Source organism: Fodinicola acaciae (assembly GCF_010993745.1).
Taxonomy (GTDB): Bacteria; Actinomycetota; Actinomycetes; order Mycobacteriales; family HKI-0501; genus Fodinicola; species Fodinicola acaciae.
The window spans coordinates 1,235,346-1,258,273 of sequence record NZ_WOTN01000003.1 but is presented as its reverse complement, the minus strand read 5'-3'; the positions used below and the strand labels follow the sequence as shown (position 1 = coordinate 1,258,273).

General features: G+C 68.3%; 22 protein-coding genes. 17 read left to right on the top strand and 5 right to left on the bottom strand.

Going from position 1 to position 22,928, the window contains the following annotated elements; all coding sequences use genetic code 11:
- The first annotated feature begins 2 nt into the window (after positions 1-2).
- Together GNX95_RS32140 and GNX95_RS32135 are read left to right on the top strand one after the other, a co-directional pair.
- Positions 3-446: a hypothetical protein gene (locus tag GNX95_RS32140; RefSeq protein WP_163511418.1), complete on the top strand. Its 444-nt coding sequence runs from the start codon at positions 3-5 to the stop codon at positions 444-446.
- Positions 443-1,975: an FHA domain-containing protein gene (locus tag GNX95_RS32135; protein WP_163511417.1), complete on the top strand. Its 1,533-nt coding sequence runs from the start codon at positions 443-445 to the stop codon at positions 1,973-1,975. The genes GNX95_RS32140 and GNX95_RS32135 overlap by 4 nt, the downstream gene beginning before the upstream one ends.
- A 14-nt stretch (positions 1,976-1,989) precedes the next feature.
- Here GNX95_RS32135 and GNX95_RS32130 read toward each other — a convergent pair whose 3' ends face one another.
- Together GNX95_RS32130 and GNX95_RS32125 are read right to left on the bottom strand one after the other, a co-directional pair.
- The gene (locus GNX95_RS32130; protein ID WP_163511416.1) at positions 1,990-2,487 is read right to left on the bottom strand and encodes a cupin domain-containing protein; all 498 of its coding nucleotides are present in this window, start codon (positions 2,485-2,487) and stop codon (positions 1,990-1,992) included.
- A 58-nt stretch (positions 2,488-2,545) separates the two neighbouring features.
- On the bottom strand, positions 2,546-3,316 hold the full coding sequence (locus tag GNX95_RS32125; RefSeq protein ID WP_163511415.1) for an NAD-dependent epimerase/dehydratase family protein: 771 nt from the start codon (positions 3,314-3,316) through the stop codon (positions 2,546-2,548).
- Between the two features lie 187 nt (positions 3,317-3,503).
- Between GNX95_RS32125 and GNX95_RS32120 the strand changes: the two genes are divergently transcribed.
- From GNX95_RS32120 to GNX95_RS32110, 3 genes are read left to right on the top strand one after another with little or no spacing between them, the layout of a single operon-like run.
- Positions 3,504-3,935 (top strand): uL11 family ribosomal protein, encoded by a 432-nt coding sequence (locus tag GNX95_RS32120; protein WP_163511414.1) that lies wholly within the window; start codon positions 3,504-3,506, stop codon positions 3,933-3,935.
- Between the two features lie 11 nt (positions 3,936-3,946).
- Complete coding sequence (locus tag GNX95_RS32115; protein ID WP_163511413.1) at positions 3,947-4,339, top strand: hypothetical protein; 393 nt, start codon at positions 3,947-3,949, stop codon at positions 4,337-4,339.
- Positions 4,336-5,079, top strand: a complete 744-nt coding sequence (locus GNX95_RS32110; RefSeq protein WP_163511412.1) for a sugar phosphate isomerase/epimerase family protein — start codon at positions 4,336-4,338, stop codon at positions 5,077-5,079. Before GNX95_RS32115 ends, GNX95_RS32110 begins: the two co-directional genes overlap by 4 nt.
- A 389-nt stretch (positions 5,080-5,468) precedes the next feature.
- Here the strand turns inward: GNX95_RS32110 and GNX95_RS32105 are convergent, their stop codons facing one another.
- Positions 5,469-7,493 carry a cation:proton antiporter domain-containing protein gene (locus GNX95_RS32105; protein ID WP_163511411.1) on the bottom strand — a complete coding sequence of 675 codons (2,025 nt, stop codon included), beginning with the start codon at positions 7,491-7,493 and terminating at the stop codon, positions 5,469-5,471.
- A 183-nt stretch (positions 7,494-7,676) separates the two neighbouring features.
- Between GNX95_RS32105 and GNX95_RS32100 the strand changes: the two genes are divergently transcribed.
- A complete protein-coding gene (locus tag GNX95_RS32100; RefSeq protein WP_163511410.1) occupies positions 7,677-8,477 on the top strand; it encodes a serine/threonine-protein kinase in 801 nt (266 codons plus the stop codon).
- A gap of 1,170 nt (positions 8,478-9,647) precedes the next feature.
- Here GNX95_RS32100 and GNX95_RS32095 read toward each other — a convergent pair.
- Complete coding sequence (locus tag GNX95_RS32095) at positions 9,648-12,131, bottom strand: protein kinase domain-containing protein (protein ID WP_163511409.1); 2,484 nt, start codon at positions 12,129-12,131, stop codon at positions 9,648-9,650.
- A 267-nt stretch (positions 12,132-12,398) separates the two neighbouring features.
- Here GNX95_RS32095 and GNX95_RS32090 point away from each other — a divergent pair, with 267 nt between their 5' ends.
- From GNX95_RS32090 to GNX95_RS32075, 4 genes are all read left to right on the top strand, one after another.
- On the top strand, positions 12,399-13,025 hold the full coding sequence (locus GNX95_RS32090) for a SurA N-terminal domain-containing protein (RefSeq protein ID WP_163511408.1): 627 nt from the start codon (positions 12,399-12,401) through the stop codon (positions 13,023-13,025).
- Positions 13,026-13,029: 4 nt separating this feature from the next.
- Positions 13,030-13,938, top strand: coding sequence for a nucleoside triphosphate pyrophosphohydrolase (locus GNX95_RS32085; protein WP_163511407.1), 909 nt, complete (start codon positions 13,030-13,032; stop codon positions 13,936-13,938).
- Between the two features lie 430 nt (positions 13,939-14,368).
- The gene (locus GNX95_RS32080; protein WP_163511406.1) at positions 14,369-15,967 is read left to right on the top strand and encodes a DUF885 domain-containing protein; all 1,599 of its coding nucleotides are present in this window, start codon (positions 14,369-14,371) and stop codon (positions 15,965-15,967) included.
- 459 nt (positions 15,968-16,426) lie between these two features.
- Entirely contained in the window at positions 16,427-17,320 is an 894-nt protein-coding gene (locus tag GNX95_RS32075) for a 1-aminocyclopropane-1-carboxylate deaminase/D-cysteine desulfhydrase (protein WP_222854081.1), read from the top strand.
- Between the two features lie 7 nt (positions 17,321-17,327).
- Here GNX95_RS32075 and GNX95_RS32070 read toward each other — a convergent pair whose 3' ends face one another.
- Complete coding sequence (locus GNX95_RS32070) at positions 17,328-18,386, bottom strand: hypothetical protein (RefSeq protein ID WP_163511405.1); 1,059 nt, start codon at positions 18,384-18,386, stop codon at positions 17,328-17,330.
- A gap of 270 nt (positions 18,387-18,656) precedes the next feature.
- On the opposite strand from GNX95_RS32070, the gene GNX95_RS32065 reads away from it, so the two are divergent.
- The 7 genes from GNX95_RS32065 to GNX95_RS32035 all read left to right on the top strand — a co-directional run bounded on the left by GNX95_RS32065 (position 18,657) and on the right by GNX95_RS32035 (position 22,882).
- Positions 18,657-19,733, top strand: a complete 1,077-nt coding sequence (locus GNX95_RS32065; RefSeq protein ID WP_163511404.1) for a hypothetical protein — start codon at positions 18,657-18,659, stop codon at positions 19,731-19,733.
- Complete coding sequence (locus GNX95_RS32060) at positions 19,730-20,251, top strand: hypothetical protein (RefSeq protein WP_163511403.1); 522 nt, start codon at positions 19,730-19,732, stop codon at positions 20,249-20,251. Before GNX95_RS32065 ends, GNX95_RS32060 begins: the two co-directional genes overlap by 4 nt.
- The gene (locus GNX95_RS32055; RefSeq protein WP_163511402.1) at positions 20,248-20,847 is read left to right on the top strand and encodes a bifunctional DNA primase/polymerase; all 600 of its coding nucleotides are present in this window, start codon (positions 20,248-20,250) and stop codon (positions 20,845-20,847) included. The genes GNX95_RS32060 and GNX95_RS32055 overlap by 4 nt, the downstream gene beginning before the upstream one ends.
- Entirely contained in the window at positions 20,844-21,143 is a 300-nt protein-coding gene (locus GNX95_RS32050; protein WP_163511401.1) for a hypothetical protein, read from the top strand. Before GNX95_RS32055 ends, GNX95_RS32050 begins: the two co-directional genes overlap by 4 nt.
- Before the next feature lie 276 nt (positions 21,144-21,419).
- Entirely contained in the window at positions 21,420-21,767 is a 348-nt protein-coding gene (locus tag GNX95_RS32045; RefSeq protein ID WP_163511400.1) for a hypothetical protein, read from the top strand.
- 42 nt (positions 21,768-21,809) lie between these two features.
- On the top strand, positions 21,810-22,427 hold the full coding sequence (locus tag GNX95_RS32040; protein ID WP_163511399.1) for a hypothetical protein: 618 nt from the start codon (positions 21,810-21,812) through the stop codon (positions 22,425-22,427).
- Complete coding sequence (locus GNX95_RS32035) at positions 22,424-22,882, top strand: hypothetical protein (RefSeq protein WP_163511398.1); 459 nt, start codon at positions 22,424-22,426, stop codon at positions 22,880-22,882. Before GNX95_RS32040 ends, GNX95_RS32035 begins: the two co-directional genes overlap by 4 nt.
- The last annotated feature ends 46 nt before the right edge of the window (positions 22,883-22,928 follow it).

Genomic DNA, 22,928 nt, shown 5'->3' with positions numbered 1-22,928 from the left:
AAGTGCTGCCAACCCTTTTCGGCAGAATCCAGGTCCGGATCGTGTTGCTGCTGGTCGTCGGCGGGTTCTGGACGCTCGTACTCACTCCGATCCTGCCTGGCCTGGTCGGCACCATCGGCCAGAAGTACGCCACCACGTACACCATCCTCGGTCTGACCATCGTGGTCGGCATCCTGTGGGAACTGCTCTATCACCTCCTGATGCAGTTCCGCTGGGAGAAGGACTGGCCGACGCTGTTCGGACTGGCCACCGTCATCAACGAGGGCCTGCTCATCTTCGGCCTGGTCAAGCTCGACTTCATCCCCTGGATGAACGGCGCCGACGTGCCTTGGCTGGCGTTCACCATCCTGTTCGTGATTGTGTGGATCGCTCAGTGGCTGACCGCGAACGGGCCGTTGCGGGTCCCGTTCATCCGGTGGCGGTTCCGCGGCGGGAGGTTTGTGTGACCGGCTGGACAGTGCGTCCGGCCCCCGGCAACGGGGTGCTGGCGCGATTGGGGGACGTGGTCCTGTTATTCGGGGCCCAGCCGGACGACGCCGTCCAGCAGCTCCTGGAGCTGCTCGAGACGGTCGATGCGGAGGGTGGTGACGGCCGCCGGCTGGGCCGCCGGCTGGCCGGCCTGCTCTCCAGCCTGGACGACGCGCCGCCGCTGGTGGCCTTCGGTCCGACCGGCGACCAGGTCGCCGTGCTCGTACACGGCGACGCGATGCTGGTCGCCAACACCGCCGGCGGCGAGGTGCGGCTGGACGGCAGCCAGGCGATGACCTGGGTCGATCGGGTCATCTCCGACGCCACCTCGATCTCCGCGTCGCTGGGCAAGGGGGCCGCCGGCGCGTCCACGCGCTTCCGGCTGGACGACGGCGTCGTGCCGGCCGACGGCTTCGTCATGCAGCCGGGCGGCGGCCGGCCACGGCGTACGCCGGCACCGGCCACGCCGGCCGCGCCGCCTCCACCGCCGCCTCCGGAGCCGGTGATCACGCCGTCCGCCGGTCCGGCGCAGGCGGTCGCCACCTCCGGCGCGGTCGCCGCGTCGTCCTTCGTGGACGAGGAGCCGGTGCGCGACTTCACCGCCGCTCCGCCGTCCGACGACTTCTCCACGCCGCCGGTGCAGGACTTCACCTCGCCGCCACCGGCCGACGACTTCTCGTCGCCGATGCCGGCCGCCGCCACTCCGGCGCCTCCACCTCCTCCGCCGCCACCACCACCGACTCCGGCTCCGGCACCGGCACCGGCACCGGCTGAGCCTGCTGCGCCGATGGACGAGCCGGTCGCGGCCGTGCCGCTGGACGCTCCGGCCACCCCGATGCCGGACATGCCGACACCGCCGGCCGAGCCGGGTCCGGCGGCTGGTGTGGACCGCAGCGAGCCGTTCGAGTCGGTGCTGCTGGCCGGGCCGGAGGCGAGCCTCAACGACACGCCGTTGGCTCCGCTGCCGGTCGGCGAGGAGGCCGCCGAGGAAGAGGAGGAGGTCCACCCCGAGGTCCTCGGCATCTACTGCAAGAACGACCACTTCAACGACCCGCGCGCGCCGTACTGCGGCGTCTGCGGCATCTCGATGGTCCAGCTCACGCACATCGCGCGACCGGGTCCGCGGCCGCCACTGGGCGTGCTGGTGCTCGACGACGGCGCCACCTTCCGGCTGGACACCAGCTATGTGATCGGCCGCGAGCCCGAGCGCAACCAGGAGGTCGCCGAGGGCCGGGCCAGGTCCGTCCGGCTGTACGACCCGGAGGGCCTGGTCTCCCGCGCGCACGCCATGATCGAGCTGGTCGACTGGGACGTGAAGGTCAACGACCTCGGCTCGGCCAACGGCACGTACGTGTTCCCGCCCGGCGCCGACGGCTGGATCCGCGTACTGCCCAACGCGCCGATCACCATCACGCCGGGCACCCGTGTCGGCCTTGGCCGGCGCGGCTTCCTCTACGAGTCGCACCGCAAGTCGCCGGTCTTCGAGGCGGGCACCGCACCTCGTTGACCCGGCCGGGTCTGTCAGCTGTCGCGTACGGCCCGCCAGATCGCGCTGTCCATGAAATGGTTGTCGAACAGGTCCTGTGTCCGCAGGACCTCCTGCGGGCTGGCCTTGCCACGGGCCACCTTGTCGACCAGCCGGAAGTAGTCGAACCGCGCCAGGCCGGGTGCGAACAGGATCAGCACGTCGGCCGACGAGCCTTTCGGCGCACCGAAGGCGTGCGGCATTTTCGGTGGTACGAAAAGAAAGTCGCCTTTCTCCGCGGTGACCACGTCGTCACCGGCCAGCACCTGCAGGCTGCCGTCGACAATGAAGAAGATCTCCGCCGAGGTGTTGTGGAAATGCGGCGCGGCGCCGTCCATGCCGTCGGCGATCAACGCGCGGTTGGCGCTCAACGCTCCACCGGTCTGGTCGTGGTCGGCGTAGAGGATCATGCCGACCTTCTCCGTACCGAGCCGTTCGGCGTCCGCCTCGCGGACCAGGATCGATCCCTGCTCGTCCGACCGGATCATCGTCATGTTGGTTCTCCCGTCCGTTGTGAAAACAAAGACGGTACGGGCTTTGCCGTTGTGACGGCTACGGACCAGGTGCGGCGTGGGCCGGGGTCCAGCCGAGCTGCTCGCGGGCCTTGGCCAGGCTCATCGTGTGGCCGTCGAGGTCGCCGCTGATGTTGAACGCGGCGAACCCGTGCCCGCGGTAGTTCAACGCCGCGTCCAGCGCGGCCGCGACATCGCTGCCGGAGGTCGCGATCAGCCGGTGGAAAAGCGGGTCGACCGGCGGCCACTCGGTGTCCGGAGTGGGGAACGCCAGTCGCAGGCAGACCACGTCCATGTCCCATTCGGCCGCCGCCGACCGGCACACCTCCTCGCCGAGCCGTTTGGCCAGGCCGTAGAAGTCGCGGGCGTCCGGTCGCGCGTCGTCGCCGGGGAAGCGGCCGATCTCGTCGCGGCTCGCCTCGCGCTGCGTTCCCGGGATCAGGTAACGGAAAACCGACATGCTGCTGGTGTAGACCGCGTGCCGTACGCCGGCCTCGTGGGCCGCACGCAAGGCCAGGTAGAGACCGCTGACCGCGACCTCCAGGTGGCTGCGTACGGTCGGCGGCGTGTTCCAGCCCTGCACCGGCCCCATTGCCATGTAGATCAACGAATCCGCGCCGGTGGCGAGCTCGCGGGTCAGGTCGGCGTCGCGCGCGTCGCCGGTGTGGTAGCCGACGCCGGGCACCGGGTCGGCCGGCGGCTTCAGGTCGAGGACGGTGAGGTGGTGACCGGCGGCCAGGATCGGCACCACGATCCGGCCGACCACGCCGCAGCCACCAATGACCAGGACACGACGGGAATGTTGCGACAAACCGCGGACCTCCTGGCGACTTTTCCAACGAATCGAACGTAACTCGCGGGCCAGCGGTGGTCAATCTGGTTGGCGGGCCGGCTGTGGACCAGCGAATCCATTATGTGCTGGAACACAGTTGACTCTTCCGTAACGTCAAACTTTAGCGTCCTTCGTGGCAATTGCAGGCGAGGGAAAGGGGCCGACGATGGCACCCGCCAGGAAAACCGTGAACCGGGTGACCATCCAGCTGCGCGGCGGCAACGCCACCATGGTCGACCTCGGAAAGATGCTGGGGCCGACCGGCGTGAACATGGCGCTGGTCAAGAAGGAATACGACGAGGCGACGGCGTCGCAGCGCGACGACATCGTGCCGGTCGTCGTGGAGATCTTCGAGGACCGCAGTTTTCAGCTGCGCTACAAGACACCGCCGGCGGCGTTCCTGATCCGTCGCGAGCTCGGAATCGAGGCTGCGTCGGCAAAACCCGGCCAGATCTCGGCCGGCACGTTGAGCCGGGCCGCGCTTCGGCGGGTCGCCGAACGGAAACTGCCGGACCTCAACACGACGGACGTGGAGAAGGCGATGAGCATCGTCGCCGGGACCGCGCGGTCGATGGGTGTCTCCGTCGCGCCGGAATGATCTTCGGTGCGGTGATCCCGCCGTTTCGGATGCTCGACCCGGGATTGGCTCTGGCAGAGCGAATCCTGGCCGGCGACGTACGCGACGTGCCGGCGGCCGACGCGCTGCGCCGGATGGCCGCGGCGTTACCGGATGAGGACGCGGCGGCCGTACACCTCAACTTTTCCTTGGAAATCCTCGGTGTGCGGCCGCGGCTGCGTCGGGACGGCGAGGCGTGGCAGCTCGCGCTCGGCGAGCTGTCCGACGTCGCGGACGCCGCGACGATGCTCGCGGTGTTGGTGGCGCGTGCCGGCTGGCACCGGATCCGGTGCTGTGGCCGGTGCCGGCAGCCGTTCATCGACCGGACGATGGGCGCCACGACCCGTTCGTGTCCGGCGCACCGGCGTTCTAACCTACGGGGATGAGCGTGCGGGCTGGGTTGGTCTCGGTGACGTTCCGGCAGTTGTCGGTGCCGGAAGTCGTGGACGTCGCGGCGAAAGCGGGCCTGGCGGCGGTCGAGTGGGGTGGCGACGTGCACGTGCCGGACGTCGGCGCCGCGGTGCGTACGCGCGACCTGGCGGCCGATGCCGGACTGGCGGTCGCGGCGTACGGGTCGTACTACCGGGCCGGCGTCAGTGACCCGGCCGATTTCGCCGCCGCCGCGCGCGTGGCCGTTGCTTTGGGCGCGCCGTACGTCCGGGTGTGGGCCGGCCGGCTCGGATCGGCCGAGGCCACCGACGACTATCGCGCGGCCGTCGTACGCGCGCTGAAGGCCGCGACCGGCCACGGTGTGACGGTCGCGGTGGAATACCACCCCAACACGCTCACCGACACGCTCGAGTCGGCGCTGCGGCTCTTCGACGAGGTCGGGCCTGGCGTGGTGCCGTACTGGCAGCCGTGGGACTGCCACGCCGTCGACGCGGCACGTGCGCAGGTGCGGGCGCTGCTGCCGTACGGCCTGCCGACGGTGCACGTCTTCAGCTGGGACACCGACGGCTCCCGCCTTCCGCTGTCCGCCGGCGAACGCCTGTGGCGCACCGTCCTCGACGAACTGTCCGCCGCGCCCGGCTCGTACAACGCACTCCTCGAATTCGTCGTCGACAACGACCCGGCCCTCTTGGCCCCCGAAGCCGAAACCCTCCTCAGCTGGCTGAACTCTCGTTAGCCACCCCAACCATCCCGCCCCCCACCGCCAAACTGTCGTACCCCCGTGCCAATCTGGGCCCCCACCCAGATCGGGCGGGGGGTGGGTTCGCGTGGCAACTTACCTACATAGAAAGTTGATCTTGCTCACGCTGTATTGGAGCGCTAAATGCCCCATTTGCCGCAATGGTCAACGCAAGCAAGGCCCCCTTGCGTGCACCTGACGCACGTAAGGGGGCCTTGCTTGCAGAGGGCCTGTGGCGGATGTGACCAATGAGGCCGCTGAGGCGCCGGTGTCAGGACCAAGATCATTTTCGCTCGCGCGCGCGGCCTCTCAACCCACCCCCCACCCGGAATGGGTGGGGGAAACATATACACCCAGGTACGACAGTTTCGCGCTGTAGCGGGTATTTATGCCGTCGGCACGGTGGCCGGAGTGCCGATGACCTCGGGCCAGTTGGGTTCGTCCGGGTCCTGCGCCGGCCGGACGAGCAGGTGGACGCCGGGTGCCGGAGGGTTGCCGTCGTCGGTGGCCACCATCATCGGGGCCGGTTCGGTCGGCACTTCCAGCATGGATACGGCGCGGGTCGGCAGGCCGTTGGTGGTCAGGGTGGCAGCGAGCTGGGTCGACTTGCGACTGGGTTTGCCGCTCTCGGCCAGCAGGAGCTCGACGCCGCGTGCGGAGGCGATGGCGGCGCCGGCCTCGATGGCCGACTCGGCGTTGCGGCCGCTGGCACCGAGTACGACCACCGGGCCGCCGGTCGGCGGGGTGTCCAGCAGGGTCAGCAGCTGACCGGTGGTGGCGGCACTGATCTGCTCGTAGCCGTCGTCCGACCGGGCCACCAGTACGGCCTGCGGGGTGGCGGCGGCGACCTGTTCGGCGACCTCGCGGATCGGGTCGTCGGAGAACCGGCTGAGCACCGGCGCGTCCAGACCACGCTGCTTGGCGTGCCGCGCGAGGCCTTCCAGCTCACCCATCGTGCCGGCCATCTCGGCGAGCTCGCCGGACAGGCCGCTGCCGACCTCCAGGTTGGGCGTCGCATAGCGCTTGATGTGGGTCAGCACCACCTCGGCCGGCCGGCGGCCGCCGGCCAGGTCGGTGGCCAGGTCCGTACGCGCCGTGCCGTCGGACGGGTCGGGGATCAGCGTGAGTACGCGATGCGCGGCGGTGACACCGAGCGCGGCGGCTTCGGCTTCGGCCACGTCCTTGGCGATCCGCCGGTCCGGATAGATCCACTTCAGCAGCGGACCGGTCATCACCGTGGTGACGACAGCCATCACGACCATCAGCGAGTAGAGCTTGGTGTCCAGCACCATCAGCTGCACACCGACGGTCAGGATGATCAGCTCGGTCAGGCCTCGGGTGTTCATCAGCGTCGCCAGCGCCGCGGCCTGCTGGTTACGCACCTTGTTGAGCCGTGCGCCGATGTACGCGCCGATGAACTTGCCGCCGATCGCGACCGCCAGGATCGCCAGCAGCTCCACCAGCCCGTCCAGGCCCACCTTCGACAGATCGACCTTCAGGCCGGCGTTGATGAAGAAGAGCGGCAGCAGGAGCAGCACCGACACCTGCTCCAACCGCTCCAGGATCTCGTGGCGCATCTTCTCCACGCCGGCCCGCGGCATCACCACGCCGAACAGGAACGCGCCGAAGATGAAGTGGATCCCCATCCACTCGGTGGCCCACGCCGACAGCATGACGCCGGTCAGCACGATCGCGAGGATGCTCGGGGTGAGCCGGCCGGCCTTGTCGCGCATGTCCACCAGCCGCTTCAGCAGCGGACGTACGACCGCGAACATCACCACCAGATAGGGGATCGCGAACAGGATCTGCCAGCTCGCGCCGTGACCGGCGGACGCGCCGGCGGCGGCGATCGCCACGACGACGGCCAGGATGCTCCACGCCATGATGTCGTCGACCGCCGCGCTGGCCAGCGCGAGGCCGCCGAGCTGCGTACGGTGCATGCCGCGGTCGGTGAGGATCCGCGCGAGGACCGGGAACGCCGTGACGGACATCGCGGCACCGATGAACAGGGCGAAGGCCAGCTGGCCGGCACCGGTCGGATGTGACGTGTACAACCAGAACGCCAGCAGGATGCCGAGACCGAACGGCAGCAGGATCGAGCCGGTCGACACGCTGGCCGCGATCCGTCCCTTGCCGCGGATCAGCGACGTGTCCAGCTCGAAGCCGACGATGAACATGAACAGCACCAAGCCGATGCTGGCCAGCGCGTTGAGGAAGCCGCGTACGTCGACCGGCACCAGATGCGTGGAGATCCAGCCGTTGAACAGCGTCGGACCCAGCAGGATGCCGGCGATGACCTCGCCGATGACGGCAGGTTGGCCGATCTTGCGGAAGAGCCAGCCGAGCAACCGGGCCAGCACGAGGATCAGGGCGATATCCAGCAGGACCCACGCCGTCTGTGCGGAAGTCACGGTGGCACTCCAAATTCTGCGATGGTGTCCGCCGTAACGTAGCTCAGCGACGCATACGCGTGCCGGTAGGTTCGGTGGAGTCGGCGTGTGTTGTTCGTCGTGCGTACGCTGACGGCGTCGACTCGTGCGACGATACGCAACTGGACACCGCACCGAATGTGCGCGACGAAGGCAGGAGGGGCCGTGGACGGCATCGCCGACTACGAGTTCGTACGATCGCTGGGTACCGGCAACCACGGTGAGTTCTTCCTGGCCAAGACACCGCAGCGGCTGCCGGTGGACGCGCCGTACGTGGCGGTCAAGGTGCTGTCCGGCGAGAAGTCCGAGGACGTGTTTCGCCGCGCGACCCGCGAGCTCAAGGCGTTCGCCGCGGTGCAGTCGCCCCACCTGGTCGCGCTCTATGACGCGGGTCAGCAGGCCGGTGTCGTCTACTACTCAATGGAATACCTGTCCGACGGGTCGCTCGCCGAGCCGGCCAACACGCTGGAGCTGGGCCGCGTCGCCGACGCCGTCGCCAGCGCCGCGCGCGCCGCGCACGCGCTGCACGAGGCCGGAATCGTGCACAACGACATCAAGCCGGCCAACATCCTGCTCGGGGGCGACGGCAGCGCGAAGCTGTCCGACCTGGGCCTGAGCCGCGTACTCGCGCCGGGGATGACGATGACCGGCATGGGCTCGCTCGGCTCGGTCGAGTTCACCGACCCGGCGCTGCTGCACGGCGACTCGCCGTCCCGCGCCAGCGACATCTTCTCCCTCGGTGCCACCCTGCACCGGGTCGCCACCGGCCGCGGCCTGTTCGGCGACCTGCCGGACTCCGACCCGGTCCTGGTGCTGCGCCGCGTCCTGTCCACCAAGCCCGACGTGGCCCCCGACCTCGACCCGGAGATCGCCGCCGTGGTCCGCAGCTGCATCGCCGAGGACCGCACCGAACGACCCGCCACGGCCGCCGAGGTCGCCGACCGCCTGACCTCCATCGCCGCCTGACCGGCGCCGTACCCGCCAAAAGTCGTCCTGTGGATAACCCGTTGTCCACAGGTTTTCGCTGAAATAATTGGCCCCCACCCTGGGCGGGGGGTGGGTACGTGGGTTTCGGACGTCACGTAAGTACGAAGTCGATCATGTCGGCGGGTCGTGGAGCGCTACATGTCGGGTTTGTGTGCTTGGCGGCTGGTCGCATGGCCACCATGCGTGCGTTCAGCTTGAGTTTTAACCCTGTTTGGCTCTGGCGGTCTTTGGGGCTGTGTCTTTTTTTGCGGTTGTTGAGTGGGGTGGTCTGGGTCGGGTGGTTTTGGTGCGCTGGTTGGGGGAGTGATTTTCGGCCGGAGCGCGCCGTTGTTGGGTCGGTGCTGGAGTGCCACAGCCGCATGGCAGGTCCTGGGTTGTGATGGCGTGAGCTGTCGCGGCGGACCAGTATGGGACGCAGCGACGTCCCCGCCGCCGCGATCCAGGCGTAAGGGACTCTTTGTGAACGTCCAGCGGCGGCTGGGGCGGTGCTGGTGTGACTGCTGTGGCCAACCATGCGGGAGAGACGGCTTGACCGGGTAGTACTTGGTCAACAGGACATCAGATCCGGGCGATTGGCACGCCCGGACATTGAGCCCGGCCCGGCGAGCAGCCACAACAGCATTACTGGCCTCGGCAGTCACACCCACCACAGGGGCTGACGGTCACGCAGGCGTGAAAGCCGTGTTTCGTGCATCTAGCGCCAGTAACTCGACATTCATCCCTCCGGTAAACCTCGCAAGACAGACATTTAGCGTTACACGGTGCTGTGGATCCCATTGAGTGGACCCTTTTGCCGCCTACCGGGACACCATGACACCTTCCGAGCCGGCCCGCGCAGCCGATGACTGGACGTACATCACCCGGTCGCTGCGCCACCGGACGATGACCAGGATGGGCAGCTCTCGGAGCAGGGTAGGCCAGCCGGGGACCCAGCAGTCCGGCGTCCAGCGGCGCGGAACCAGTCACCAACCCAGAGGTCAAAACTCACGCCCAACGCACGCATGGTGGCCATGCGAACATCGCACGGAGGCCGCCGGGTCGTCGATTGTGGGGAAATCGCGCTAAAGCCGGCCGTTCGATGCGGGATGTCCCCGCATCCGACGGCGGATTCAGGCCGCTCTCAGACGCGGAGACGCGGCAGAGGCGGGATCAGTCCAGGACCTCCAGGTGCTCGGCGAGGTTGCGGACCCAGCCGGCGTCGACGCCGTCCGCGGTGCCGGCCAGCGACGCGCCTGGCGTGCCGGCGTGTACGACCAGCGCGGCCGGACCCGGTCCGCGGATGTCGATGCAATAGCCGCAGGTCCGCGGCACGCGGCGGTGCGGGCCGAGGACGCGCAGCACGTGGATGCCCAGCGCCGGACCGTGCGCGGTCAGCTCGTCGGCCTTGGGGCTGTCGGCGCTGTCGTCCAGGATGGCCAGCACCCGCGGATGCTTGGCGATGTGCTGCTGCTGTTGGCCGCCGGCGGCGGCGACCCGGCGGCGCTCCAGCACGGTCAGCAGGCGGTTGACCAGGTCGGCGGCGGCCTCGCTGTCGGCGGCCACGTGCGGGCCCTGCAGCGGCGCGGTGCTCGGACGGGCGTGTGGCAGCGCGCGGACCCACGACCAGCGCTCCGGTCCGACCGGCGTGAGCGCGGCCGCCAGGCACAGGTCGCGCGGGTCGTGCAGACCGGCGGCCTGGCCGATCACCCACCGGACCAGCGCGGTCGCACGCTCGGGCTCACCACGGATCGCGCCGCCGGTGGTCTCGCCCAGCGGCATCGCCATCACCCGCGGTGGCCGCTCCGGGCGCCAGCCGACACGCGTCAGCAGCGTCAGCGGATGCTGCGGACCGCGCCGCAGCGGCGACCCGGGCCGGGTGATCGAGGCCATGATCGACACCGGGTCCGGCAGCGCCAGGTCGGCGCTCGCGCGGCTCAGCCGGTCGCTTGGCCGCACCTCCAGCAGCGACGAGCCGGCGTCGATGATCTGCGTCGGCTGCACGGGCCGGGGTCCGGTCAGCGGCGTACCGTCCAGCCGCGCCGACGCGCTGCCGACCGGCTCGGCGGTGACGTTCCAGCCGTTCACCCGAAAACGTACGTGCTGCGCGTCGAGCGCGTCGTCCTCGATCGCGAGCGGACCGCTGTTGCCGACCACCGACTCACCGAGCGGCAGTGGCAGCACCTGGCCGCTGGCCGGACCGCCGACGACGACGATCGACAGCGAGTCGTTCTGCGGCTGGCTGGCGCCACCGAAGCTCGGCGGTGGCTGTTGCTGCTGCCGAAAGCCCGGCTGTGGCGGTCCATAACCAGGCTGCGGCGCCGGCCGGCCGGGCAGCGGACGGCTCTGCGGTGCCTGCGGCGGCGGCGCCTGCCGCGGCGCGTTCTGGTAGGCGGCCGGCGGTCCGTAACCCTGCGGCACAGGCGTACGGCTCGGGATGCCACCGGACTGTGACGGCGGCGGCCGCTGTCCCGGCGGCGGACCGTACGACGGCGCCGGACCCTGCGGACCCTGCGGATAGCGCGGTGGTTGTTGCTGCTGCGGATACACCGGTCCGCTCTGCGGCACGCCAGGGGGTCGCTGCGGCACGCCGGGACCCGGCTGCTGGTATGGCAGCCCACCTGGACCGACCGGCGCGGCCGGAGCCTGCGGCGGGCCTGACTGTGGCCCTGACTGTGGCCCTGACTGTGGCCGCGGCGGCTGACCGGCCGGTGGGGCCGAGAACGGCGCGGCCGGAGGAGCGGACAGCGGTGCAGAAGGCGGCGCTGCGGGTGGCGCTGAGGGCGCGCCGGCCTGCGGGGGCGCGGGTTTGTGCGCTGGCGGGTGCAGTGCCTCGGAGAGCGCCTGTACGAAGTCGGCGCAGGTCGGATAGCGGTCCTCGAGCTTCTTCGCCATCCCGCGGATGATCACCGCGTTCATCGCGCGCGGCAGGTCGCCGCGCAGCTCGGTGACCTCCGGCGGCGGTGCGGTGAGATGCGCGGAGATCGACGCGACCGGGTTTTCGCGTACGAACGGGATCCGGCCGGTGAGCACCTCGAACGCCACGCAGGCCAGCGCGTACTGGTCGACGCTGCCGCCCTTGTCGACGCCGTCGATCTGCTCCGGCGCGATGTACGCGAGCGAGCCGAGCACCTGGCCGGTCGCGGTGATCTGCTGGTCCTCGACCGAGTGCGCCTTGGTGAGGCCGAAGTCCACCAGGTAGGCCTTCTCGCCGCTCGCGCCGGGGTCCTCGATCAGCACGTTGCCGGGTTTCACGTCGCGGTGTGCCATGCCGAGCGAGTGCGCCGAGTCCAGCGCCTCGGCGGTCTCGGCGAGCAGCCGTACGACTCGGTCGGGGTCCATCGGGCCGTCGTTGTGCAGCACGGTGCCGAGGTCGGCGCCTTCGATGTACTCCATCGCGAGATAGAGCTGGTCGTCGACCTCGTCGGCGGTGTAGACGGTGACGATGTGCGGATGCCGCAGCCGCGCCGCGGACAGCGCCTCACGCAGGAACCGGCGGCGGAACGCCTCGTCGGAGGCGAGGTGCGGGCGCAGGACCTTCAGCGCGTCGATCCGGTCCAGCAGCCGGTGCTTGGCCCGGTAGACCTCACCCATGCCGCCGACGGCGAGGCGGTCCAGCACCTCGTACGCGGCGAATCGGGATCCCGGCTCCAACACACCTCACAGGTTGGCACGTCCTGTCTCGTCGTGTAACGCCGGGACGGAATTAGGTCTGTTCGGTTGAATCAGACGAGCGCTCACGAGCGTGACGTTTCCGGTCGTACGGCCGCCGCGAACGTCACGTTCATGACGGTATGACCCCGGCGGCGGCGCGTGGTGATCTTCGCCAAAGAGGCAGAGGCGTGGGGCTGGTCAGGCAGCGGACGATGGGGTTGTGGGACTCTGGGCCGGAGTCGGTCACCCCTTTTCCGGAGGCAATGGGACATGCGCGGCAGGCGGCTGGTGGCCGTGGTGGCAACGGTGCTGGCGGTGCTCGCGGTGGCGGGCGCGGCCGGTTGCCAGAACCGGTTCGGCGCGGCGGTGGTGGTCGGTGACTACCGGGTCAGCGCGTCGGAGGTCGACACGTACGTCGACGACGTGACAGCGGCCGGCGGCGGCACCTACTCGCGCGATGTCCTTCGCGCGTCGATCGTGACGACGATCGTCCGCAACCGGCTGATGGAGTTGCTGGCCGCGCGGCTCGGCCTGCACATCGATCCCGCGGCGCTGGCGGCGGCGACCGGCGATCCGGCGAACGTGGCCAGCGCGCGCAGCAACGGCCTGCCGGTCGCTCTGCTGGCCGAGGCCAACCTGGTGTTCGGCGCGATCTCGCACCACCTTGACCCGCGCTTCGACGTCAACGGCCTCCGTGTCTTCGACCCGGTCACCAGCGCCGAGATGAACACGCGGATCACCGACCGGATACGGCCGGTGCTCGCCGCCAACCCGGTCAACGTCAACCCGGCGTATGGCGCGTTCAGCCCACACAACCTGGCCGTCTATCCGCCTGGCGCGGCGGCGCCGGCGACCGAGCCGTGGATTCGCCCGGCGACCACGGCGCCGGCCAGCTGAGCCGATGGCCGTACTCACCCTGCTGACCACCTCGCCACGGCTGCCGGCCGGCCTGCTCAGCGGCCCCGCGTGGCGGCTGATCGGCTCCGCGACCGTGCTGGCGGCGGCAGAGTCCGCGCTGGTCACCGCGGTACGCGAGGCCGGCTACGAGGTGCGGCTGGCGGCCGCCGAGGACGCCGCCGGCATCGCCAAGGAGGCCGGCGCGGCGGTGTGGCTGGTCGACGGTGGCGAGGAGCCGGCCGTCGACGCCGGGGTCATCGTCGAGCGAATGGCCGGCAGCTGGGACCCGCCCGGCGGCCGGCTGCTGGACGTGGTCGCGGTGATGGACCGGCTGCGGTCGCCGGGCGGCTGTCCGTGGGACGCCGAGCAGACGCACGAGTCGCTGATGCCGTATCTGCTGGAGGAGACCTACGAGGCATACGACGCGCTCGCCGACGGCGACCTCGACGCGCTGCGCGAGGAGCTCGGCGACGTGTTGCTGCAGGTCGCCTTCCACGCTCGGCTGGCCGAGGAGCGGCCGGCCGGGTCGCGCTGGTCGATCGACGACGTGGCCGCCGGACTGGTCGACAAGCTGGTCAACCGGCATCCGCACGTGTTCGCGGCGACGGCGGTCTCCGGCGCGGCCGAGGTGCACGAGAACTGGGAACAGATCAAGCGCCGCGAGAAGTCGCGCGAGTCGTCGATGGACGGCATCGCGCGTACGCAGCCGGCGCTGGCGCTCGCCGCCAAGGTCCTCTCGCGCGCCGCCCGCGCCGGTGTGGCCGTGCCGCTGCCGGACCCGTCGACGCTCGGCGGCCGCTTGCTCGCGCTGGTCGCCGAGGCACGCGCAGCCGGTGAGGATCCCGAAGGCGCACTCCGCTCGACCGTCCTCGCGTACGCCACCGCCGTACGCGCCGCCGAAGCCGCCGGCTGAACTACCCGCTACGGCGCGAAACTGTCGTACCCCCCTGCCAATCTGGGCCCCCACCCAGATCGGGCGGGGGGTGGGTTCGCGTGGCACCTTACATAAGTAGAAAAGTTGATCTTGGTTTCGCGCGCCGATGCACGCATGGCGTCCATGCGGCCGTTCAGCGCACGCATGGTGGCCATGCGCGCATCCGACGCACGCGAGGGGGCCATGCGACCGGGATGCACGCGAGGGGGCCATGCGACCGGGATGCACGCATGGTGGCCATGCGACCGGGGACGCACGCGAGGGGTCCATGCGGCCGTTCAGCGCACGCATGGTGGCCATGCGGCCATCCAACGCACGCAAGGGGTCCATGCGACCAGACCCGGACCCCGCTCCCGGCCGCCAGCCTGCTGACAGTCCGCGGCAAGCGCGGCCAGGTAGCGTCGACAACATGCCGCAGGATTTCGTCGCCACCGTCGAACGCGTCGTGGACGACCTTCTCGACTCCGACCCCACGACCGCGCTGTGGGCCGGCGACCACCGCGCCGACCACCGGCTGCCGGACTACTCCGACGACGCCGTACGCGGCCGCGTGGCCCGTCTCAAGGAGGATTCGCACGCGCTCAGCGAGATCGACGCTGACGGCCTGGGGCCACAGGACGCGGTCGACCTGGAGCAACTCCAGTCCACTGTGGACAGACAGCTGTTCGCGCTCACCGAGCTGCGCGAGCACGAGTGGAACCCGCTGGTGCACATCCCCGGTTTCCTGCTCAACAGCCTGCTGCTGCGGCCGAGCGCACCGGCCGACCAGCGCCTCGCCGCGGTCATCTCGCGGCTGGAGGACCTGCCGGACGCGCTGGCCACCGCCGACCGTACGCTCGCCGACTGTCCGCGCATCCACGTCACGACCGCGCTGGCCCAGTGGAACGGCATGGCCGGCCTGGTGCAGGACGAGGTGCCCCGGCTGGCCGCCCAGGCCGGCCTGCCAAACAAGGCCGACGTGCCGATCGCGGACGCCCTGCAGGCCATCGAGCGGCACCGCGAGACGCTGCAACGGCTGGCCGACCGGCCGGGACGCTCGCCGCGGCTCGGCGACCGGCTGTGGGAGGCGAAGCTCTGGCACACGCTCGACTCACCGCTGACCGCCGCCGAGGTGCTGGCCGCGGCGCGTGACCGGCTCGACCTGATCTCCGCGGAGATTGCCGAGGTGGCCGGCCAGCTCACCGGCCGGCCGGACCCGAAGGCGGCGCTGGACGAGCTGGCCAACGACCGGCCGGACGACCGGACGATCGTGCCGGAGTTCGAGCGGGTGATGGTCGAGACGACCCGCTTCGTACGGGACAACGACCTGGTCACCGTGTACGACGATCCGTACCAGATCCTGGTCATGCCGGAGTTCGCCCGCGGTGTCGCCGGCGCCTACTGCGACGCGCCGGGACCGCTGGAGGAGGCGGCCGTTCCGACCTTCCTGGCCGTCTCGCCGACACCAGCCGGCTGGTCGGCCGAGCTGGTCGAGTCGTACTACCGCGAGCTCAACAACCACATGGTCAGAAACCTCGCCGTACACGAGGCGATGCCGGGTCACTACCTGCAGCTCGCGCACGCGAACCGCTTCCGCAGCGCGACGCGTGCCCGCGCATTGTGCGGCAGCGGTACGTTCGTCGAGGGCTGGGCCGTCTACGCCGAGCAGCTGATGACCGAGGCAGGTTACGGCGGGCCGCGGGTGCGGATGCAGCAGCTCAAGATGCAGCTGCGCATGATCATCAACGCGATCATCGACAACGAGGTGCACTGCGGTGACATGGCCGAGGCCGCGGCGCTCGACCTGATGCGGCGGCGCGGCTTCCAGGAGGAGAGCGAGGCGGTGAAGAAGTGGGACCGTACGCTGCTCACCTCGACGCAGCTCTCCACCTACTTCGTCGGCTACACCGAGGTCGCCGCCATCGCCGCCGCGCGTCCGGCCGGCGCCTCACCGCGTGAGTGGCACGACGCGATGCTCGCGCACGGCAGCCCGTCGCCGCGCCACCTCCGTACGCTCCTCGGCCTCTGAGATAGCCGCTACGGCGCGAAACTGTCGTACCCGACGGCAAAACTGGCCCCCACCCAACCCAGTGCGGAGGTGGGTTTTGTGACCTATTCGTTATCTGGGGTTATGTGCTCGCGCTCGGGGCTGACGGTCCGTTGGATGCCGAGTCGTGGTGTCTTTGGCTGGCGTGGATGTCGCGTCGAATGGTCTCGACGGCCTCGAGTTCATCCTCGGTCATCGGCTCGCGCCGGTCGTTGACCGCTGTCCAGTGCGCCCAGGCTTCCGGATCAGCAGATGGTGGCGGTGGTCGGTTGCCGCTGGCTGGCTGGCCTGTGCTCGGAGGGTCGCTGGTTGGGTCGCTCACTGGGTGTGTCGCCTTCCCGTTCATATCCTTATCCTCACACGGCGACGTATGGCCGACTGTCCGGAGATGTCAGGCCGCGTTGTGCCAGGTCGTCGCCGTACTGGTGGGAGTATGGCCTTGTGGACGGTGATGAGGTGGTCACGCAGCTGGGGCTACGCATGCCGTCGCCAGTCGAGGAGATCAACGACGACCGGATGACGGTCACTGGCGTACGCCTCCTCCTCAAGCGTGATGATCTGATTCATCCTGACTTGCCCGGCAACAAGTGGCGGAAGCTGAAGTACAACCTCGAGGCTGCGCGGACCGGCGGCTATCGGTCCTTGCTGACGTTCGGTGGTGCGTACTCCAACCACATCCGCGCGACTGCGGCGGCCGGTGCACTGTTCGGCTTCGACACGGTCGGCGTCATTCGCGGTGAGGAGCACCTTCCGTTGAATCCGGCGTTACAGTTCGCCGTTGATCACGGCATGAAGCTGGCCTATCTCGATCGCAGGACGTACCGGCAGAAGACAGAACCGAACGTCATCGAAGATCTCCATGAACGATTCGGCCGCTTCTACCTCCTGCCGGAAGGCGGCAGTAACGACTTGGCGGTCAAGGGCTGTGCGGAGTTGCCGGCCGAGATCGACAGCGATTTTGACGTAATCTGCTGCTCAGTGGGTACGGGCGGAACACTCGCCGGCATCGCCGCCGGTCTACAGTCGTCGCAACAGGCGATTGGTTTCTCTGCACTGAAAGGCGGCGATTTCCTCACGGATGATGTGGTCCAACTTCAGAGGTCCGCACTCGGACACGCTACCCAAAATTGGTCGATTGAAACGGAATTCCACTTCCGCGGTTACGCGAAGCGGACTCCAGAGTTGGACGATTTCATCGATGACTTTGAGCGTCGCCACGGGATCAGGCTTGATTGGATCTACGAGGCCAAGATGATGTACGGCGTGTTTGCGCTCGCTGCGCGCGGGAGATTCGTGCGTGGGTCCACGGTTGTGGCAGTTATCGCGGGACTGTAGGGCCACGTTATACGGCTAGGTGGTATTTCTGTATGGCTCGTTTCGTTAGGTTGCCGTCGACCCACGTCAGCGACCACTCGCCGTTATTTACCTTGAATTTCTTGCCAAAACCGACCCACTGGCCCTCCATGCTGCGTCCCAATGGGTCGACCATCATTTGCAGTGTTCCGTGGTATACAGCACCTTTGTAGTGGCCGGTCGGCGAGGTGTGTTCTGTCCACGTGCCGCTGACGATAGGGCCGTCGACGGACAGCTCAAGGCGAAGCTTAGAACCACTCGTGTGGGGAAGGCTTTCGCCGATGAGATCCGTTCCATCGCTGCGAAGTACGACGTAGTGCTCGCCTACCAGGTCCTCTGTCGCGGTTGAGCTGTGGTAGACGTACCGGCTCAGCCAGACTCCCTCGTAGCGGTTTTGTCCGGTGCCCGTTGCGGCAGCAGCCGGCTCCGGCGCGAGTGCTGGTGTTGTGGCGGCGACGCTGATTCCTGCGGCGAGCTTGAGCAACAACGCACGTCGGTCAATTCCCGTCGACTCCAGGCGTTGCGCCCAAACGGCTGCCGTCTGGGTTATCTCGGCCATGTCCATCTCCTCAAGGCGCAGTGCCCACTTTGCAAGGTCGGCAGAGCCGGCCTGGTCGTCGGCGCGCGATTCTCCTTGGAGGCCATCCAAAAGTGCGGGCACAGCGGCTAGGTTCTCATAAGCGTTGTTGACCGAGTCACGGGCACGGAAGTCCGGGCCATCGACGAGCAGATCGGCAACGCTGCATTCATACAGTTCGGCGAGACGCGTCAGTACGGCAAGCGACGGCTCGTAGCCGGATGCTGCCGGCCACGTCTCCCAGTACGAGAAGTTCTTGAGCGTCTTGGGGTCCGCCGGCCATCGAGCGTTCCACTGGTCGGACGCTTCTCGCTGACTCCAGCCATGAGCGAGACGGAACGCCGCGCGTGCGTTGACGTTGTACGTCTCGCGAAACTTGCCTGCGATCTCAGGCCACGCACAGCCACGACTACGCATCTCGTCGGCTAGCTGCTGCTGTTCTTGCCGCAGGCTGCGCGGCTTCCGACCCACGTCACGCCTCCTCCGCTCGCGTGCTGTTCCGGAGCCATCTCCACAGTACAGAACCTCCCCGTACAACGGGGAGATCCCGTCGCAGGAGATCACCGTTGTACGCGGTGGCTTGGCCACGGTCTGTAACGGACAGTTGTCTCATAACCCGAGAAGGCCATTCGAACCGGGGAGGCAGCAGGCATGAGCCAGCACGTGGCGTCACCTCGTACGTCAGGGGAGGTTTGTCGTACCGGCTGGAAGTCTTCGGCGGTCGCTTCTCAGCTGGCCGCTATGGATGGCTGGCACGATGCCGCCGACAGGTTCGGAGTTCCGCGTACGGATGCGGTTCTGTTGGCGCTGAACCTGTACGGTCTCCAGACCCGCCTGGGTGCTCGGGTCCGCTTGCAGGTCTCCGTGCCGGTCGGCGCGCAGGCACGGACGATTGTCATCGCCGCCGGCCGGCCTGACTCGCCGTTCACTCTCGCGGATAGTGGACAACTGTTCGCCGGAGCTGAGCTGGTCGGGGCCGCCGTACGTACGGATGTCGATGACGCCGTCTCTGGCTACCTCCGGTGCTGGGACGGCACGGCGTGGCGGGCCGCGACGATCAATCCGGCCAGCCGGTCCAAATGCACCGGCTGCGCACCCTGCCCGACTTCGTTGGAGCCTACGGCCGATCCACGGTTGGACACCGAGGATGAGTTGCACTTACTGCTGGACGGTTTGCGACAGCAGTTGCCGCACGGCGGGTCGCTGCGTGATCTGCACGAGATCACCGTTTCCACCGCCTGCTACGAGTCAGAGGATGCCGCGCTCGAGGCGATGATGGTCCTGCGCAAGGTATTGCGCTCGCGGCGTATCGACGCTCGTATCGTCTTGCTGTCGTCCGTTGTGCGGTCGCGTGAAGCATTTCGCTGGCTTGCTGAGCACGTCGGCCCGTTCGGGCTTTTCCTTACGGCCGATTGTGTCACTCGTAGAAATTTGATTCTGAAGAAGACAAAAGCCGATCTGCTGCCGGAACTGATGCCTGCGCTGCTGGCAGACGCGCGGGAAGCCGGCCTGGACACGTCGTTTACCTACATCGTTGGCCTGGATTCCACCAAGGACATGGAGCCTTTTCTGTCGGCGATGCTGCCGCAGGTGACACTTTTCCCATCGCTCCAGGTCTTCCAGGCACACACGCCCGTCATGGACGGGCTGCATACGCCAGAGGCGGACGAATTCTCGTATTTCCTGAATGCGCGGCGAATTGTGGAGAGCGTCATGGTCGATGCGGCCAACAATCTCGTGCCGGAACCGTGGCGTTGTTACCGGTCGCTTTGGTACGAGTCATACGCGGGGCAGCCGCTCGAGGGGCCGCGCCGATGACCGCGACGACAAGCACGATGGGCGAGACGCTGTCGACCCAGGTCGTCGGTCGGGTGTGGATGCGCACCGAGACCACAGACGGCCGGACGGTTTTTGTCTTGCGGAATCGGCTTACGGATGTTCCGGTGCGGCGGCCGGTGAACGTGACGTACCCGAACGGGTTGCGTGGTCGTCTTCGCCTTCTTGGCTTTGATGAGGCGACGGTGGCGACACCGTTGGACAACGACTGGCGTACGGGTGCGTCGAGCATGCCGGGCTGGTGGCAGGCAATCCTTGCCGTTCCGACGCTTCGACCGTTCCGGGTGCCGGCTGATCTGGCCGCCGCGCTGCGGGACGCTGGCCTTGATCTGGAAGTGCTTCCGATGGTTGGTCAGCGCCGGCATGCTGCATTGTGGGTGCAAGCCGCTGAGCACGGGCCGGTGCGACAGCAGCGGATCGCCGCTGTCGTCGCGGCGGCCGTGGACTATTTGGAGGCTGGCCAGGGTCGCCACGCCGAGAGTATGCGGGGCCAGCGATGACGGCGTCGGTGGCGACCGTCGTTCGGCGTCTGCGGACGCGGCATCGGTTGTCGAAGGTGCGCAGCTGGGCGTTGCGATACGCGGTCAACGGCTGGCCGGTCATTCCCTTGCGAGAGTGGGAATACGGCGAGCGGGGCCTACGTGGTGGCGCTGTTGTCAGCGCCGATGGACTTCAGCCGACGACGGATGCGTACGTCGTCGCGGGTTGGTGGTCGCGGCTGCCATATGCCGTTGGGCTGGCTACCGGTGACGTCCTGGACGTTATTGACGCGCCGGCCGCCGTAGGCGCCATCGCGCATCGCTGGCTACTGCTCTCGACCGCTACCGCCATCAGCTCCGGCGGCCGATGGCACTTTGTTGTGGCGCCCGGCATCGAATTGCCGGTTGCGTTGACCTGCACCGGCGTGGTGCGGCACGGCGTGCAGGAATGTGTGGCCGTCCCACCGTCGCGGACGTCGCACGGTGACGCGTACTGGCTGGTGTCGCCAACGGTGGTCAAGTGGCGGCCGGCTAATGCGTCGATGGTTCATCAGGCGTTGTTGTACGCCGTCGCGGGGATGCTTCCGCCGCCGCTCGGGGACGTGATCTGGCCATGAATTCCGATCGTTCCAGGGAAAATCACCTCCGCGGATTGGCAGAGGTCCGGCGGCAGGTCGATCAGTCGCGCGTCGACGCAGCCGTGATGTTGGAAGACACCAAGCGGACCCGTGATCAGCGGCGGATGGATTTTCTGGCTGGCAAGGTATCGGCTTTGCAGGCAGTGCTGGACGTGATCGCTATCGAGGTTGACAACGTCGGCGATGACGAGCCTGCATCGGTGCCGAGAGTCGGCCGTGTCCGTCCGGCACCCTCGTCCCTTTTCCCGTATGGCAAGGAAACGGGGGTCGGTTAGTGAGATGAGGACTCCCGGCGGCCGTTGCTGTGAAGGCGCGCAGCGAGCTGCCGGGCTGTAAGACGGCCAGCCGTTGGGCTGGTCTCTCGCCACAGGGTGGAACACGTGGCGGGAACGAAGGCCGGACCACCCCGATCCTTGCGCGGTGCAGGGTGGTCCGGCTGGAGGTCCGGAAACCTCCGGTACTGACCGTACCGGAGGTTTCCGTGGCGTGCCTGAACAAGGGCGCGTGTGGGGGCACCTCTGGTCGACAACGACTGAGGAGGTGATCACGCGATGGAAGAGCCGACAGACTACGGCCGGCGTGCCGACGACTGGACCGAAGCCGTCCTGGAGTCGATCCAGCCTAACGGTGCGGAAAGCGTGCTGGAGGTTTGGAAGGTCGCTGACCAGATGGCGGCTGACCTGTGGCAAACCGTCGTGCTCGGCGGCATGGCGCTGGACGTAGAGGACATCGTGCCCTGCGCGAGCAAGGGCGTTCCTGTTGTCCGCGTCGTACTGGCGCCGTGCAAGGTACGGCGGCTGATGGACCTGGCGCGCCGCGCGGGATTCCGGGCACAGGAAGCGCAGTCCGGGCCGCCGTCTGAGCCACCCGATCCGGATGGGAACCGCCATGCGGCCTAGTCAAGCGGCATGCGCCGCATGCCGGCGGAGAGGAGCCCGGAAGTGGGCGACGAGTACGGCGGATGGTTCCGCGACATCCCTTCGGAGCTACGGCCGGAGTGGGCACAGCGGGAGCTGGAGGATCAGCAACGGCGTGGCGCGTTTGAACGGTACGCGCTGCGCCGGCTGCCGCAGTTGCAGGCAGCTGTGCCGGTCCGGCCGCCGCGCCGTACGCCGTGTATGGCGGTCGGAATCCTGGTGGACAACTCCGGTGAGCGGTATGTCATGCTCTCGATCTCCGGCGATGGCGCGATGCCCAAGAGCGTCCGTGACCTGCGGCACCCGCGCGAGTTGTACGCGGCTACCGTCTCGGACAACCTGGATGCGGAACAGAGAATTGTGCGCACGGTAAGGCAAATCCGTGCGATCAACGAAGAGCGAAAGAGACGGGGAGAGCCGGTCGAGATGGACGGAGTACGGCTGGAGTCGGTAGCCGCGAGCTATCCGATCTGCTGGCGCAAGTGCCAGCCGGAGCTGGGTGCCGAGGGCACCAAGGCGTTGACCAGACTGGAGCCGCCACCGCCGGACTACGAGCCGCCGAACCCATCCGGGCCGGATCTGCGGCCGTTGGGACCGCAGGCTCAGCTGGACGTACGTCGATCAGGAAGGCCGAAGCGATGAGGTCCTACCAGGGCATCAATCCACGGCTCTCCGAGCGGTTGACAGCCGCCGGACCCGATGCTCAGCGCCGCGTGGCGTCCGCCATCGTGACCATGATCGCTGACCGCGTGCCGGTCGACGGCGCGTTTCATGTCGTACAGGCAATCGCTGCCGAGCAGTTCGGCGCCAGCGACCTCACCAACTGGCTGGCCGATGCTCAGGACGCCTCTCAGGACCAGTACGAGGCGCTGCGGGACGAGCGCGATGCCCTGGACGAGGCCGGCAAACCGTGGCCGGCGCAGAAACAGGCGGAGTTGACACGGCACCGGATGGCGGCCCGCGCGTACGAAGTTTTTGCGAGCGCGCTGGACAGGGATGCCGACGAGGCCGCCCAGGAAGCCGCGTACGTCGCGCAGACGATCATCAGCCCGGACGAGATTGAAACGCTCATCCGAGAGGCAACCGCGGAATCGTAACAGCCTAAGCTTTCCCCTTGCCTGCAAGGAAACTTGACAGGTTCCT

Bases quoted from the DNA above. Each gene is read 5' to 3' on its own strand.
- GNX95_RS32130 (WP_163511416.1), bottom strand. From the start codon at position 2,487: ATGACGATGATCCGGTCGGACGAGCAGGGATCGATCCTGGTCCGCGAG.
- GNX95_RS32120 (WP_163511414.1), top strand. From the start codon at position 3,504: ATGGCACCCGCCAGGAAAACCGTGAACCGGGTGACCATCCAGCTGCGC.
- GNX95_RS32110 (WP_163511412.1), top strand. From the start codon at position 4,336: ATGAGCGTGCGGGCTGGGTTGGTCTCGGTGACGTTCCGGCAGTTGTCG.
- GNX95_RS32090 (WP_163511408.1), top strand. From the start codon at position 12,399: ATGCGCGGCAGGCGGCTGGTGGCCGTGGTGGCAACGGTGCTGGCGGTG.
- GNX95_RS32085 (WP_163511407.1), top strand. From the start codon at position 13,030: ATGGCCGTACTCACCCTGCTGACCACCTCGCCACGGCTGCCGGCCGGC.
- GNX95_RS32080 (WP_163511406.1), top strand. From the start codon at position 14,369: ATGCCGCAGGATTTCGTCGCCACCGTCGAACGCGTCGTGGACGACCTT.
- GNX95_RS32065 (WP_163511404.1), top strand. From the start codon at position 18,657: ATGGATGGCTGGCACGATGCCGCCGACAGGTTCGGAGTTCCGCGTACG.
- GNX95_RS32060 (WP_163511403.1), top strand. From the start codon at position 19,730: ATGACCGCGACGACAAGCACGATGGGCGAGACGCTGTCGACCCAGGTC.
- GNX95_RS32055 (WP_163511402.1), top strand. From the start codon at position 20,248: ATGACGGCGTCGGTGGCGACCGTCGTTCGGCGTCTGCGGACGCGGCAT.
- GNX95_RS32050 (WP_163511401.1), top strand. From the start codon at position 20,844: ATGAATTCCGATCGTTCCAGGGAAAATCACCTCCGCGGATTGGCAGAG.
- GNX95_RS32045 (WP_163511400.1), top strand. From the start codon at position 21,420: ATGGAAGAGCCGACAGACTACGGCCGGCGTGCCGACGACTGGACCGAA.
- GNX95_RS32035 (WP_163511398.1), top strand. From the start codon at position 22,424: ATGAGGTCCTACCAGGGCATCAATCCACGGCTCTCCGAGCGGTTGACA.